Raw genomic sequence first — 13923 nt, 5'->3', positions numbered from 1 at the left:
GCCAGCTCCCCCCACGCTCATCCCCCGTCGCGAAGGGACCGGTGGTCCCGCCGCGTTCCCGCGCGATGGATAACACGCTATGCGGCGCCGCCCCGTTCCCGTTGAGTGTCAGCGATGCACGAGGCATCGATACTGTTCACTATCGTCCACTCAGGCGGCAGGCGGACAGACACGCGAGGACCGAGGAGAGCACGGATGGACCGGCACGACGGGCAGCGACAGCAGCCCGATCAGCCGCGGCAGCCACAGCAGCCGCAGGGCTTCGGCCCGCCGCCGACGGCGTACGCGCCCGTGCCGCAGCAGCCGCACCCGGCGTACGGCCCGCCGCCGCCCGCCCCGTGGCCCCAGCCCCCGGCGTACCCGCAGCCCTCGCCCTACCCGCAGTACGGCGCCCAACAGCCGCCCGCCGGGCCCGAGTTCCTCGCGGCCGACCGCCGGAACGCCGTCGTCGTCGACGCCGCCGGTGTGTCCTTCGAGGCCAACGGCCTGACGGCGGACTTCGCCTGGCACGACATCCACACCGTCCACTACAAGGCGGGCAGCCATGGCCATGTGCTGATGGTGGCCGTGGTGCTGCCCGACGGCAGGTTCTTCGAGTGCGCGGTGAACGCCCGTAAGAGCGCGAAGCTCCAGGAGTGGTTCGGGCTGCTGGCCCCGGTCCTGGGCGCGTACACAGGGGGCGGAGCCCCGTAGCCCTGGGGCGCGGCCGCGCCCCGCCACGGAACCCTCACCGCAGGCCCTCTTGCGCGATCATCGTCACCCCGCTTTGGTGACTCGGGTCACGTACGGAGACAAGCGGGAGGCGACGACACGTATGGCAGACATCACGGACACCGGCACGGATGAGGCCGTCTCCCGTCCGCGCAAGTCGAGTTGGACGTATATAGGCCCCGGGATCGTCGTCGCGGCGACCGGTGTGGGCGCGGGCGATCTGGTCGCCACGCTCATCGCGGGCAGCAAGTTCGGTTACACCCTGATGTGGGCGGCGGTCATCGGCTGCGTCGTCAAGATCTCCCTCGCCGAGGCCACCGGCCGCTGGCATCTCGCCACCGGCCGCACCCTCTTCGAGGGCTGGCGCAGTCTGGGCCGCTGGACCACGGTGTATTTCGCGGTATATGTGCTCGTCTGGGGCTTTGTGTATGGCGCCACGGCGATGTCCTCCAGCGCGCTCCCGATCGTCGCGCTCTTCCCGGACGGGCCGGGGCTCAAGACCTGGGCGGTCATCACGGGGCTGATCGGGCTCGTCTTCGTCTGGTTCAACCAGTACGCCGTCTTCGAGCGGGTCATGACGGTCCTGATCGGTGTGATGTTCGTGGTCGTCATGTACGTCGCGATCCGCGTCGCCCCCGACCTCGGCGCGAGCTTCGCGGGCCTGGCGCCGGTCCTCCCGGACGGCTCACTGCTCTACACACTCGGCCTGATCGGCGGGGTGGGCGGCACGATCACCATGGCCGCGTACGGCTACTGGGTCAACGCCAAGGGCTGGACCAACACCGGCTGGATGAAGGTGATGCGCCTCGACAACCGGGTCGCGTACATCACCACCGGCCTCTTCGTCGTCGCCATGCTCATCATCGGCGCCGAGCTGCTGCACTCCTCCCAGATCGCCCTGACGAAGGGCGACCGCGGCCTGATCGACCTCGGCACGATCCTGGAGGACCGTTTCGGCGCGACCACGGCGAAGCTGTTCCTGGTCGGCTTCTTCGCGACGTCGTTCTCGTCGCTGATCGGAGTGTGGCACGGGGTGAGCCTGATGTTCGCGGACTTCGTGGAGCGGATCCGCAAGGACCGCGTGGGGGTGGCGGCGGACGAGACGAAGAGGACGACGGAGGAGGTCGCCTCCGGCGAGCGCGAACGCTCGGTGCCGTTCCGCGCGTATCTGCTCTGGCTGACCTTCCCGCCGATCTCGCTCCTCTTCCTGGACGAGCCGTTCGGCCTGGTGGTCGTGTACGGGGTGCTGGGCGCGTTCTTCATGCCGTTCCTGGCGCTGACGCTGGTGTGGCTGCTCAACTCGTCGCGTACGCCGAAGGAATGGCGGAACGGCATTCTGAGCAATGTGATGCTGTCGGCGGCGGGGTTGTTGTTCGTGGTGCTGTGTGTGCAGCAGGTGCGGGACATTCCCTGGTAGGGCTTAGGGCTCGCCTCGGGCGGCGTTGATGACGTCGAGCCACGTCCGGCAGGTAGTGAGGGTGGAGGGGTGGTTTTCGCCGAGGGTGTTGCGTTCGATGTCGAGGACGCCTGCCAGGTTGTGTAGGGAGGTGAGGGCCTTATCGCAATTCCTCCGGGCCCGGACACACGGCAGCGCCGTCGGGTGGGGTTCGACGGCGCTGCCGGCCCTGTGGGGGGCTCGGGGTGGTGTTGCGGACTACGGGAGGCCGTGGACGTGCGGGCCGACGGCGTTGGACCAGGCGTTGCCCGCCGTCGCGTCCCAGTTGGTGGACCAGGTCATGGCGCCGCGCAGGCCGGGGTAGGTCTTGGACGGCTTGAACGAACCGCAGTTCGTGCCCCTGGCCAGGCAGTCCAGCGCGTTCTTCACGATGGACGGATCCACGTAGCCACTGCCCGCGCCGCGCGTGGAGGCGGGGACGCCGAGGCCGACCTGGGACGGGTCGAGGCCGCCTTCGAGCTGGATGCAGGCGAGGGCGGTGAGGAAGTCGACGGAGCCTTGGGAGTAGACCTTGCCGTCGCAGCCGAGCATGGAACCGCTGTTGTAGTACTGCATGTTGACGACCGTGAGGATGTCCTTCACGTTCAGGGCCGTCTTGAAGTACTCACCCGACGTCGACTGCATGTCGATCGTCTGCGGCGCCATCGTCAGCACCATGCCCGCGCCCGCCTTCGCGGACAGCTGGCGCAGAGCCTTTGTCATATAGGTGGAGTTGAGCCCGTTCTCCAGGTCGATGTCGACCCCGTTGAAGCCGTACTCCTGCATCAGCGCGTAGGCGCTGTTGGCGAAGGCGGTCGCGGAGGCGTCGCTGTTGACGGAGATGCTGCCCTTCTCGCCGCCGACCGAGATGATCACCGACTTGCCCGCGGCCTTCTTCGCGGCGATGTCCGCCTTGAAGTCGGCGACCGAGGCGTAGCCGACGGCCGGGTCGAGGTTGAAGGTGATCTGGCCGGGCGTGGCCGTCGCGTCGGCGAACGAGACAGCGATGATGTCGTACTGCGACTGCACGTCACGGAGCTTCTGGACGGCCGCGCCGTTGTTGAAGTTCTGCCAATAGCCGGTCACCGCGTGCTTCGGTACGCCGGGGCCAGGGTTGCCGCCGCCGCTCTGGGCGGTCCTGCCGGTGACGGTCGCGGACTTCGCGGACTCACCGGCCGCGTTGGTCGCGGTCACCTGGAAGTCGTACGAGGTGTCCGCCGCCAGCCCCGTCACGGTCGAGGACGTGCCGCTCGCCGACTGGACCTTCGTGCCGGACCGGTAGACGTTGTAGCCGGTCGCGCCGGACACCGCGCTCCAGTTGAGGGTCACGGACGAGGAGGTCACCGACCCGACCGCCAGCCCGGAGGGCGCGCCGGGCACCTGGGGCTCCGGGTCGCCGCCCCCGCCGCCGTCGGGGCCGAAGACGGACACGTCGTCGGCGTAGTAGGCGCTCTGGCCGTACCACCCGTGGGTGTAGACGGTTACGGACCTGGTCGAGGCGCCGGTCCTGAAGGTGGTGGTGAGCTGCTTCCAGCCGGAGCTGTCCGGTGTCCAGGTCGACACATCGGTGGTGCCGGTCCCCTCGGCCCCGAGGTACGTGTACCCGCCCTGGACCCAGGCGCTCAGGGTGTACGTCGAGTTGGGCTGTACGGCGACCGCCTGGACGCACTTGGCGTTGTCCTGGCCGGCGGGGGTGGCCCGGAGCGCGGCGGCGCCTCCGTGCACGGGGGATCCGACGGTGGCACCGCTGCCCGCGGAGCAGGTCCAGTTGGTGAGCCCGGACTCGAAGCCCGCGTTCTTGGCCACGTTGACGTCGGCGGCCTGCGCGGTGCCGGTGAGCCCGGTGAGGCTCAGCGCGCCGGCGGCCAGTACGGCCACCGTCCCGCCGATCCACGTTCTGATACGTCCTCTGCCGCCTGGTGCACGTTCCACTTGCTGCCTCCGGCTGGGGTTGGGGGATGGAGGTACCTGAGAGGGGGAACGGTGGCCACCGTCGGGCGTAAAACTGGTCCAGACCAATCAAGTTGTCAAGACCTGTGGCAGGAGGTCGTATACGAAGGGGTGGTGGCGGAGGTGGTGGAGGGTGGTGGGTACGTGGTGGTCGGTCGCGCGCTATGTGGCGTCCTCCGGCGCTTCGCCGGCCGCGAAGGTGACCACGAGATCGGCGGCGGACCGGCCGGGGGCGACCAGGCGGGCGTTGGCCTCGTCGGACTCCAGGACGAAGCGCTCGGCCTCTGCGGGCTCCTTGCCGAAGCGCTCATGGCGGGCGATCAGCCTCCGTACCCGCTCCTCGTCCGCCAGATCGACCCACCAGGTCTCGTCGAGCAGCCCGCGCACCTCGCTCCAGGGGCCGTCCGGCCCGTCGTCCAGCAGGAGATAGTTCCCCTCCGTGATCACGAGCGGCACTTCGGGCGGGACCGGGATGGTCCCCGCGACCGGCTGCTCCAGCTCCCGGTCGAAGCCGGGCGCGTACACCGTCTCGCCCGCCCGCGCGGTCCGCAGCCGGCGCAGCAGGGCGGTGTAGCCGTACGGGTCGAAGGTCTCCGGAGCGCCCTTGCGGCCCAGGAGCCCCAGCCGGCGCAGCTCGGTGTCGGCCAGGTGGAAGCCGTCCATCGGGACCAGGACCGCGCGGTCCGCGCCGAGTTCACCGGCCACGTGCGCGGCGAGCGTGGTCTTGCCGGCGCCGGGCGGCCCGGCGATTCCGAGGATGCGGCGGCGGCCGGGGCCGTCCGCCCTGCCCGCGCCTGCCACGGCCAGGCGCCGCGCGCGCTCAAGGAGTTGCCGGAGCCGGTGGGGTTGCTGGGGAGTCATGCGCAGAGCGTATTTCGGCAGCCGCGGTCGAAACGTTCAGTCCTCCTGGAGCCGCTCCGCCGCGTAACCCGTCACGCACCCGACCACCAGCACCGCGTTCGACATCAGCAGCCCCTCCGCCGCCAGATCCTGCCACTGGAGCGACATGTTCAAGGCCTGCGCGGCCACCGGCACGGCGAGGACCGCCGTCAGATGCTGCGCCGTGGCGTCGCGGTACGGCTCCCGGTGGACACGTCCCGCCGCCCACGCGGCGACGGCGATGCAGGTGGCGTTCGGCAGATGGATCAGCAGCAGGCGGCCGGCGAATGTCTCCAGCTTCTCTTCCGAGGCCAGGTGGTCGTAGACCAGCGTGGCCTGGAGATACTCCGTGATGAGCAGCATGACGATGCCGGCCGCCCAGGCGCGCATGAGCGCGAAGACCGGCGCTCCGCCTCCGTCGTCCCGGCGCGCGGGCGCTCTCGGGTAGTCGTACCGTGTCATCGCCTCTCGCCTCCGAACGGATGGCTGAACAGATCGCCGTGCATCAAATCCTCGTGCTTCAGATCGTTTCGCTGTCTAATTCCTGGGCCCGGCGGGAGCCGGGCAGTGCCGCGGACCGGCTCAGACCGCCGTGAACACCAGCACCGCCGCGAAGCAGCAGGCCGCCAGCCCGCACCCCGTCACCAGCAGTACGTACTGCGCCACCGGTGACCAGTTGCCGCGCCCCGCGACCGTCGCGGTGCGCTCGGGGGCCACCGGGTCGTACGCCACCGTGACCTGCGAGCCCACCCGCACGGCGCCCGTCGCCAGATCCTCGAACTCGACGCTCCGCCCGTCCGGGGTGCGGAAGGAGAAGACGTACCGGCGCGCGTCCGAGCGGTTGTACGGCTCGCTCTCGATCCGTACGCACACACCGGGCGCCCGGCCGCCCGCCCGGAGCGCGCGCGCACCCGCCGCCAGCCGCCGGGCGTAGTGGGCCGCCAGCCAGCCGAACAGCAGGGTCATGCCCCCGAAGAAGACGTAGTCACCGCCCGGGATGTCCATGGCCGCCGCCTACTTGAGCGTGATCGAGTCGATGATCTTCGTCAGATCGCCGTCGCCGAGTCTCCCTTTGGCCGCGTCGACCCGTACCGCGTACGACTTCCGCGCGGAGTCCAGACCCGCGACGATCACGCCCTTGATCCGGGAGCCCTTCTCGGTGAACTCGAAGTCGATGCGCCGGGCCTCCGTCCTGCCCTTGGGGCCCGCGACCTCGATCTTCCGCTGCTTGCCCAGCGTCGAGCCGAGGGCGATGCCCGCCTCGGCGCCGATCGCCGCCTCCTCCACCGAGTCGGCGTTGGTGAAGTCCAGCTGGACGGTGATCATTCCGACGTCCTTGCCGCCCTCGGCGAGGGTCGCCGCCGCCGCGTTGTACGTGCTGCGCTCGCCGGCGCTCTGCGGTGTGAAGGCGGGCGGGTGGGCGACCGTGACCGCGGAGGTCTTGAGCGTGCCCCAGCCCTCGGGCACCACGCCGGCCGTCGCGTCCGTACCGCACCCGGCCACCAGCGCGACGGCGGCGGCGCAGGCGGCGGCCGCGGCCGGCCACCGGAGTGCCTTTCCGCTGGTCGGGCTGCTCGGATTGGTCAGGCTGTTCGGGCTGGTCGAGGTGGTTATCGCGGGTGTCCTCATGGCTGGTGTGCTCCTGTCGCCGGCCGGGTCAGTTCGCACAGTAGCTGTACGGGAGATAGGTGCGGCTGTCCCCATGGGGTGCCCCCAGGAACTGCGCCTTGTCGAGCGTCTCCTCCTTCTTCTCGGTGGAGACCGAGAAGCCGAGGCTCAGCCCCAGGTTGAGTTCGAAGCCGTACTCCGCGGCCTCCGTCTTTCCGGTGTAGTTCGTCCGGCTGGAGAGCCCCTCGTCGAAGAGCAGCCGCCCGAACGGATCGTCCGCGCCGGGGCGCTTCGTCGGCGCGTGGTCGTCGAACATGTACGTGAAGGGAGCGGCGTTGTCGCCGTGGCCGTCCAGCCATTCCTGGGCGATCCGGCGCTGCTCGTCGCCGTCGGAGCCCGGCGGGATGACCACCGAGTTGGTGACGACCTCGATACCGGTGGACCCGTCGGTGCCCTTCGCCCCGCCGCTGCCGCCGCGCTTGTCGTCGCCGCCCTTGCCGTTGTCGCCGCCGGCCTTGGCGCCGTCCTTCGTGGCGCCCTTCTCGACCGTGCGGGTCATGTCGATGCGCAGCAGCTCGCCGGTCTTCTTGTCGTGCGTGACGGTGATCGTGCCGGTCTGCGTGGTGGACGCGGAGGCGTCCCCGCTGATGGGCCCGGCCTCGTACCCGACCTTGCCGCCGTACTCGATGGCCGCGCTGTACGTGTACGCCTTCGTGCCCTTGAAGTTGTTGTCGGTCCAGGTCACCTCGGGCGAGAACTTGAAGTTGCCGCCGAGGGTGGCGCTCAGCTTCTTCTCGTCGCCCGCCGACAGCTTGAGCCCGCCCGCCGCGCTGGCCTCCAGGCCGACCTTGCCGTAGCTGATGTGGCGGTTGCCGAGCTTCTCCTCGATCCGGTCGCGCAGCTCCTCCTCCTTGGCCATCGGGCCCTTGCCGAAGAGGTAGAGGATGCTGTTGCCGAGGCCGCCGCCGCGCGCGTTGGTGTTGCGGTTGGCCAGCTCGTACGTCTTGAGTTCCTCGATGTCGTCACGGAACGACTTGGCCTGCTCCTCGCTGTCGAAGACCCAGGTGTCGCCGTTGGTGACCTTGATGCCGGCGCCGAGTTCGACCTTGTCCGCGCCGAACTTGCCTATCTTCGCGCCCGGTTTCCAGTCCTTCTTGGCGGCGATGGAGGCGGCGTCGGTGAACGTCATCATGACCTGCTGGTCGTTGGCGTCGACCTTGCCGTCCTTGTTGAGGTCCTTGTTGGACTGGAACGTCGTCTGCTGGAAGCCGTACTCCTCGCCCCACTCGATGAAGAGGACCTTGGCCTTGGCGCCGGCCTTGTCGGTGACCGAGGAGATCTGACAGAGCGGGGGCTCGTAGTCGGCGTCGGTCCTCGGCGCGGACTGGTCCTTGCCTCCGCCGCCGCCCGCGTCGCAGGGGCCGCTGAAGGTGACCAGACAGCGCAGACTCGTGGCGAGGGTCTGGTCGACTCCCGTACCGACCAGCGCCCCGACGACCGCCGCCACGACCACGATCACCCCGGCGTACTCGGTGGCCGTGGCCCCTCGGTCGGGCCCGTGGCCCGGCGGTGTCTGTCGTCGTATCCGGCGTCTCATCCGGCCCGTCCCCCTCCGTGACCGAGTGCCTTTCGCACACGGAATCGGAATGGGAGCGTACGGGCGCGGTCCACGCCCGTTCGTGGGCCCCTGGGCCCAACTAGGGCCCAAACTGGAGCGATTGGATGCGGAATTCGACCAAATGAAATATTAATTGAAACGGCAGTGAACAGCTGACTGCTTCGTCCGCTTTGCCGGAGGTTGGCGCCCGTACGCCTGGCATCGTCATCTGATAGGTGTTCTCTGCGCAGTACGAGGTGGATAAAGTGCTGAAGCAGAAGCACGGAGCAGGAGAGAGAACTGCGGCCGTCGGGACTCCGGCGGCTGGAGCCGAACGGGGAACCAGCGTGCCGACCGCGATTGCTGTCACCAGCCCTGATCTGGTGCTACCACCGACGGACCAGCAGACGCCGACCGCGGCGCTGCTCCAGTCACCCGACGCCCAGCCACTGGACGCCGCGCTCGCCGACATGCAGGTCCTCGTGGAGCAGCACGGCTATGTCGTGGCGCTCTACCCGGCGTCGATCAGCGCCGCTCATGAACGACGCCTGCACACCGTCCGGTCGGTCCTGGAGACCGACCGGATCGCGCTTCTCAAGCTCGATCTGCCGCCGCTCGGCGTGGCCGTACTCGTACGCCAGCTAAGACAGTTGTCCATCTGTGATTTCAGTGCCGGAATCGTCGCCTCCGCGGCCCGGCTGCTCTCGCACTACATCTACGCCGGAGCGCTGCTCAACACCGTGACCAGACTGGACCGGGTGCCCGTGAGCCTCAAGACGCACGCGAAGTCCTGGGTGCCCGGCTCCCAGTTCGGGGTGCTCGCCAACCCCACGCCCCAACTGATCAAGATCGGCGGGTCCGGTGAGCTCGCGGGACCCGAGTTCGGGACCCAACTGATCGTCGGGAAGGGGCAGTCGCAATCCGACTGGGTGACCAAGACCCTCGCCCCCGCCTGGCGCGTCCAGGGAATCCAGGAAAGTGCTCTCCCGGCGGATTCACCGCGCTGGTGGGGTACTTCCAAGATGGTCGAGTTCGCCGCTTTTCTGCCTGATATCTCCGTTCTCTATCAGCTGGTCTCGTCCGTACGAAGAGAGGTGTGTTCCTGGTGCGGCATCGAACTCATAGGTGACCGCTGCGGATTCTGCTCGGCGCCGCTCACCGCGCCCGAGAACCACATGGGCGCCCCGGGTGTCCTGAACCACGGAACCGCCACTTAGGCATATCCGGACGGAAGCGCCGAGCGCAACGCCGCGCGCGGCCGGGAGCGCTCTCTCATCGGAACCTCCGGCCTCTCGGTTCCGTCTCCTCCCCCGACTCTCCCAATACCCCGGTCCGTTCGTCAGACTCCTTGCTCCGGCTTCACGCACCGACTTCACACTCCGCCCTCACACTCACGTCACCGAACGAGGTTGTCCCGCTCATGAATTCACGGCAACGCCGCGGCGTCATACTCCTTCTCCTCTCGGTCCTCTGCGCCTTCGCCGCGTTCGCCGGTGTCCTCTCCGTGATCAGCGACGTGAATTCGAAGGTCGGACCCGAGGTGGCCGCGTACCGGCTGAAGGCGGATGTCGCGCCGTACACCCCGCTCACCGAGGGCCAGTTCGAGAAGATCAGCATGCCCAAGCGCTGGCTCTCCGAGAACGCGGTGACCGATCTGGCCGTCGTCAACGGAAAGATCGCCGTCACCCAGCTCAAGCAGGGCTCGCTGCTCCAGGACGACATGATCGTCAAACGGCCCGCGCTCGCCAATGACGAGCAGGAAATCGCCATCATGATCGACGCGTCGACCGGTGTCGCCGGGAAGATCCTCCCCGGCGACCTGGTCAATATCTTCGCGACCTTCGCCGCCGAGAACCAGGGGACCAACGCCCAGTCCCGGATCATCGTCCCCAACGCCAAGGTCCTCGACGTCGGCAAGCTCACCGCGCTGCAGCCCGACGAGAGCAACAACAACCGCAGCGCGGCCACCAAAGCGGTGCCGATCACCTTCGCGCTGAAGACCAAGGACGCCCAGCGCGTCGCATACGCCGAGTCCTTCGCGAAGCACGTACGCCTCGCGCTCCTCGCCGACGGCAGCCCCACCACGCTGCGCCCGGGGGAGAACACCTACACCCTCGAAGGGGACAAGTGAGGGACGCATGAGCACCAGAATCCTGCCGGTCGTCGGAGACGCCGACGCCGCCCGGTCCATCACGACCCTGCTCAGTCAGCTCCCTGACGCCGAGCCGGCCGGACCCGTCGGTGACTCGACCTCGCTGATCGACACCCTGGCCAGGCTGGCCGCCGAGTCGATCGACGAGCTGCCGGAAGTGGTCCTGGTCCACGAACGGATCGGTCCGGTACCGGCGCTCGAACTGATCCGGGAAGTGGCCCTGCGCTTCCCGGCCGTCGGGGTCATCCTCGTCTCCACGGACGCGGGCCCCGGCCTCTTCGCGGCCGCGATGGACTCCGGCGCCCGCGGCCTGGTCGGGCTGCCGCTCTCGTACGAGGAGCTCGCCCAGCGCGTACAGGCGGCGGCGGCCTGGTCGGTGGGGGTACGGCGCCATCTCGGGCAGGGCGCCGATGTGTTCACCGGCCCCGGCGGTACGGTCATCACGGTCAGCGGCGCGAAGGGCGGCGTCGGTACGACCACGGTCGCCGTCCAACTGGCGCTGGCGGCCCGGGCGTCCGGCATGAACACCGCGCTCGCGGACCTCGATCTCCAGGCCGGCGACATCGCCTCGTACCTCGATGTGCAGTTCCGGCGGTCGATCGTGGACCTCGCCTCCATCCAGGACATATCTCCCCGGGTGCTCCAGGACGCGGTCTACATCCACCCGAGCGGCATAGGGATGCTGCTGGCGCCGGGGGAGGGGGAACGCGGCGAGGAGGTCAACGAACGGTCCGTACGGCAGATCGTCAGCGCGCTGCGCAACCGCTACGAGGTCGTCGTCATCGACTGCGGCACCCAGATGAACAGCGCCAACGCCGCCGCGATCGAGATGGCCGACACCACCCTGCTGCTGACGACCCCCGATGTGGTGTCGGTCCGGGCGGCCAAGCGCATGGTGCGGCTGTGGGACCGGCTCCAGATCCGCAAGGCGGAGGAGACCGTGATCGTCGTCAACCGCCATACGCGCAACACCGAGATCCAGCCGCCGCTGATCGAACGGATCACCAGCACCCGCGTCGCGCGCGTGACGATCCCGGCCAACTTCAAGGAGCTGCAGCCCGCGGTCGACGCGGGCCGGATGCAGGACCTGGAGTCCAAGTCCACGGTGAAGCAGGCGATGTGGGGGCTGGCCGGGGAACTGGGGCTGGTGAAAACGCCCGAAGGCGGGGAAAAGAACAGCAAGTTCAAGGGGGACCGCGGATCGGTCGGGGTCCTGCGCGGACGATCGAGGCCGCACGACTGATGAGGCCAGCCCACCAGCCGGAGGGGGAGCGTTGAAGCATGACTGTCCCAGGAACAGACGCACGACGATACGGAGAGGGCCCGGCCACGCGGCCGGGCGGCGGCAGCCGCTTGCGCGCTGAGCGGCTGCGTGGTGACCGCCGGCGTGGCGGGTGGCTTCGTGACGACCGGGGCCAGCTCGCCGTCGAGTTCGTCGGGATGGCCCCGGTCATCCTGGCCACGGTGATCCTGCTCTGGCAGGCCGCCCTGGTCGGCTACACCTTCTCGCTCGCGGGCAACGCGGCGGACGAGGCGGTACGGGCCGGCACGGTCGCCGAGACGGAGACGCGCAACGCGGCCTGCGAGCGGGCCGGGGCCGAGGACCTTCCCGCGGCCTGGAGCGCCAAGATCAGCTGTACGGGCGACGGCGGAGACCTGGTCAAGGCCGAGGTCAAGCTCGAAGTGCCGGTGCTCTTCCCCGGCTTCAACATCCCGGTCACGGTCCCGGGCCGGGCCTCGGCCATAAGGGAGAGCTGACCCATGGCGAAGCGCACAGCGCGCGACGCGCGCGAACGGGGACAGATCGCCCTCGAATACGTCGGCGTCGTCACCATCCTGCTCTTCCTCGCCCTCGCCGCGATCCAGCTCGGGCTGGCCGCGTACGCCGTACAGCAGGCGAGCACGGCGGCACGGGCGGCGGCGCGGGCCGCCACGTACAACGATGTCAGCCTGTCACCTCAAGCAGCCGGTGAGGCCGCGACGAGCGACTGGCTGACGGTCAAGATCGACGGACCGTTCGTGAGTGGCGACGAGGTGACGACGACCGCGAGGGTCAAGATCCCGCCGATCCTGCCCATCTTCGACAATCTGGGCGAGGCCCGGAGGAGCGCCACCATGCCCCTCGACTGACCCGGCCGTCCGGCCGCACCCTGGTCGAGGACGTACCACCGCACCATCGCACCACCCGAGCACACCAGCAGAACCTGGGAGTTGAGGACATGAGCCTGCGGGCGCGCATCAACAGCCCCGAGCCGACGAACGGGCAGAGCGAGGAGAGTCTCCTCGTCGGGGTCTACCGCGCCAAGCTCCTGGAGGAGATCGACCTCGCCGAGATGTCCGCGCTCGCCGCGGCCGAGCGCCGGGCCCGCCTGGAGCGGGTCCTGAGCCACATCATCAGCAGGGAGGGCCCGGTCCTCTCCACCATCGAGCGGTCCCAGCTCATCCGCCGGGTCGTCGACGAGGCCCTCGGCCTCGGCATCCTGGAGCCCCTGCTCGAAGACGCCTCCATCAGCGAGATCATGGTGAACGGCGCGGACCAGGTCTTCGTCGAGCGCGGCGGCCGGCTGGAGCAGCTGCCGATGCGGTTCACCTCCAACGAGCAGCTGATGCAGACCATCGAGCGCATCGTCTCCACGGTCAACCGCCGTGTGGACGAGGCGAATCCGATGGTCGACGCCCGACTGCCGTCCGGCGAGCGTGTGAACGTGATCATTCCGCCGCTCTCGCTGACCGGACCGATCCTCACCATCCGGCGCTTCCCGAGGGCCTTCACCCTCCAGGAGATGATCAGCCTCGGCTCGCTGGACGAGCAGATGATGGTCCTGCTGGCCGGGCTGGTGCGCGCGAAGTTCAATGTGATCGTCTCCGGGGCCACCGGTACGGGGAAGACGACGCTGCTCAACGCCCTCTCCGGACTCATCCCCGACGGCGAGCGCATCGTCACCATCGAGGACTCCGCCGAGCTCCAGCTCCAGCAGTCCCATGTGATCACGCTGGAGAGCCGCCCCTCGAACGTGGAGGGCAAGGGCCAGGTCACCATCCGCGACCTCGTACGCAACTCCCTGCGCATGCGCCCCGACCGCATCATCGTCGGTGAGGTCCGCGGCGGCGAGACGCTCGACATGCTCCAGGCGATGTCCACCGGTCACGACGGCTCGCTCGCCACCGTCCACGCCAACAGCGCCGAGGACGCGCTGATGCGACTCCAGACCCTGGCCTCCATGTCGGAGGTCGAGATCCCGTTCGTGGCGATCAAGGACCAGATCAACAGCGCCGTCGATGTCATCGTGCAGCTCACCCGGCATGCCGACGGCTCCCGCCGGGTCACCGAGATCGCCATCGTGGACTCGCACGGCCGCGAGGAGTACCGGATCGTCTCCGTCTGCCGCTATATCGCCCAGCCCATGTCCCCGGACGGGCGGGTGCACGGGAAGTTCGAGTACTACCCGCTGCCGCGCCGGATCGCCGACCGGCTCTACCTCAAGAGCGAACCCGTCCCGCCGGCCTTCGGGGTCGCGCTCGCGGAGGAGGAGCTGGCCGTACGCAAATCGGCGGCCTGAACCGGTCAGACTTCGCCCCGCCCGCCCCGCC

General features: G+C 69.0%; 14 protein-coding genes. 8 read left to right on the top strand and 6 right to left on the bottom strand.

Annotated features, from left to right (window positions below; genetic code table 11):
* The first annotated feature begins 195 nt into the window (after positions 1–195).
* Positions 196–693, top strand: a complete 498-nt coding sequence (locus IF11_RS0134280) for a hypothetical protein (RefSeq protein ID WP_030355709.1) — start codon at positions 196–198, stop codon at positions 691–693.
* 121 nt (positions 694–814) lie between these two features.
* On the top strand, positions 815–2128 hold the full coding sequence (locus tag IF11_RS0134275; protein WP_030355708.1) for an Nramp family divalent metal transporter: 1314 nt from the start codon (positions 815–817) through the stop codon (positions 2126–2128).
* Between the two features lie 237 nt (positions 2129–2365).
* Here the strand turns inward: IF11_RS0134275 and IF11_RS0134270 are convergent, their stop codons facing one another.
* From IF11_RS0134270 to IF11_RS0134245, 6 genes are all read right to left on the bottom strand, one after another.
* Complete coding sequence (locus IF11_RS0134270; RefSeq protein WP_030355707.1) at positions 2366–4078, bottom strand: glycosyl hydrolase family 18 protein; 1713 nt, start codon at positions 4076–4078, stop codon at positions 2366–2368.
* A 180-nt stretch (positions 4079–4258) separates the two neighbouring features.
* On the bottom strand, positions 4259–4957 hold the full coding sequence (locus IF11_RS0134265) for a nucleoside/nucleotide kinase family protein (RefSeq protein ID WP_030355706.1): 699 nt from the start codon (positions 4955–4957) through the stop codon (positions 4259–4261).
* Positions 4958–4993: 36 nt separating this feature from the next.
* On the bottom strand, positions 4994–5437 hold the full coding sequence (locus IF11_RS0134260) for a hypothetical protein (RefSeq protein ID WP_030355705.1): 444 nt from the start codon (positions 5435–5437) through the stop codon (positions 4994–4996).
* A gap of 120 nt (positions 5438–5557) precedes the next feature.
* A complete protein-coding gene (locus IF11_RS0134255) occupies positions 5558–5980 on the bottom strand; it encodes a DUF3592 domain-containing protein (RefSeq protein WP_030355704.1) in 423 nt (140 codons plus the stop codon).
* A gap of 9 nt (positions 5981–5989) precedes the next feature.
* On the bottom strand, positions 5990–6604 hold the full coding sequence (locus tag IF11_RS0134250) for a hypothetical protein (RefSeq protein WP_051746450.1): 615 nt from the start codon (positions 6602–6604) through the stop codon (positions 5990–5992).
* 28 nt (positions 6605–6632) lie between these two features.
* Positions 6633–8180: a hypothetical protein gene (locus tag IF11_RS0134245; RefSeq protein WP_030355702.1), complete on the bottom strand. Its 1548-nt coding sequence runs from the start codon at positions 8178–8180 to the stop codon at positions 6633–6635.
* 347 nt (positions 8181–8527) lie between these two features.
* Between IF11_RS0134245 and IF11_RS0134240 the strand changes: the two genes are divergently transcribed.
* The 6 genes from IF11_RS0134240 to IF11_RS0134215 all read left to right on the top strand — a co-directional run bounded on the left by IF11_RS0134240 (position 8528) and on the right by IF11_RS0134215 (position 13892).
* The gene (locus IF11_RS0134240; RefSeq protein WP_030355701.1) at positions 8528–9397 is read left to right on the top strand and encodes a hypothetical protein; all 870 of its coding nucleotides are present in this window, start codon (positions 8528–8530) and stop codon (positions 9395–9397) included.
* Positions 9398–9600: 203 nt separating this feature from the next.
* Positions 9601–10311, top strand: coding sequence for a Flp pilus assembly protein CpaB (cpaB, locus tag IF11_RS0134235; protein WP_030355700.1), 711 nt, complete (start codon positions 9601–9603; stop codon positions 10309–10311).
* 7 nt (positions 10312–10318) lie between these two features.
* The gene (locus tag IF11_RS0134230; protein ID WP_030355699.1) at positions 10319–11575 is read left to right on the top strand and encodes a CpaE/TadZ family protein; all 1257 of its coding nucleotides are present in this window, start codon (positions 10319–10321) and stop codon (positions 11573–11575) included.
* A gap of 110 nt (positions 11576–11685) precedes the next feature.
* Positions 11686–12090, top strand: a complete 405-nt coding sequence (locus IF11_RS0134225) for a TadE/TadG family type IV pilus assembly protein (protein WP_420894578.1) — start codon at positions 11686–11688, stop codon at positions 12088–12090.
* A gap of 3 nt (positions 12091–12093) precedes the next feature.
* Entirely contained in the window at positions 12094–12462 is a 369-nt protein-coding gene (locus IF11_RS0134220; protein WP_030355697.1) for a TadE/TadG family type IV pilus assembly protein, read from the top strand.
* An 89-nt stretch (positions 12463–12551) separates the two neighbouring features.
* Entirely contained in the window at positions 12552–13892 is a 1341-nt protein-coding gene (locus IF11_RS0134215) for a TadA family conjugal transfer-associated ATPase (RefSeq protein ID WP_030355696.1), read from the top strand.
* Positions 13893–13923: the final 31 nt, after the last annotated feature.

The organism is Streptomyces scopuliridis RB72, assembly GCF_000718095.1.
Lineage (GTDB): Bacteria > Actinomycetota > Actinomycetes > Streptomycetales > Streptomycetaceae > Streptomyces > Streptomyces scopuliridis.
Note: the sequence above shows the minus strand (reverse complement) of the source record. Positions and strands in the feature narration are given on the sequence as shown.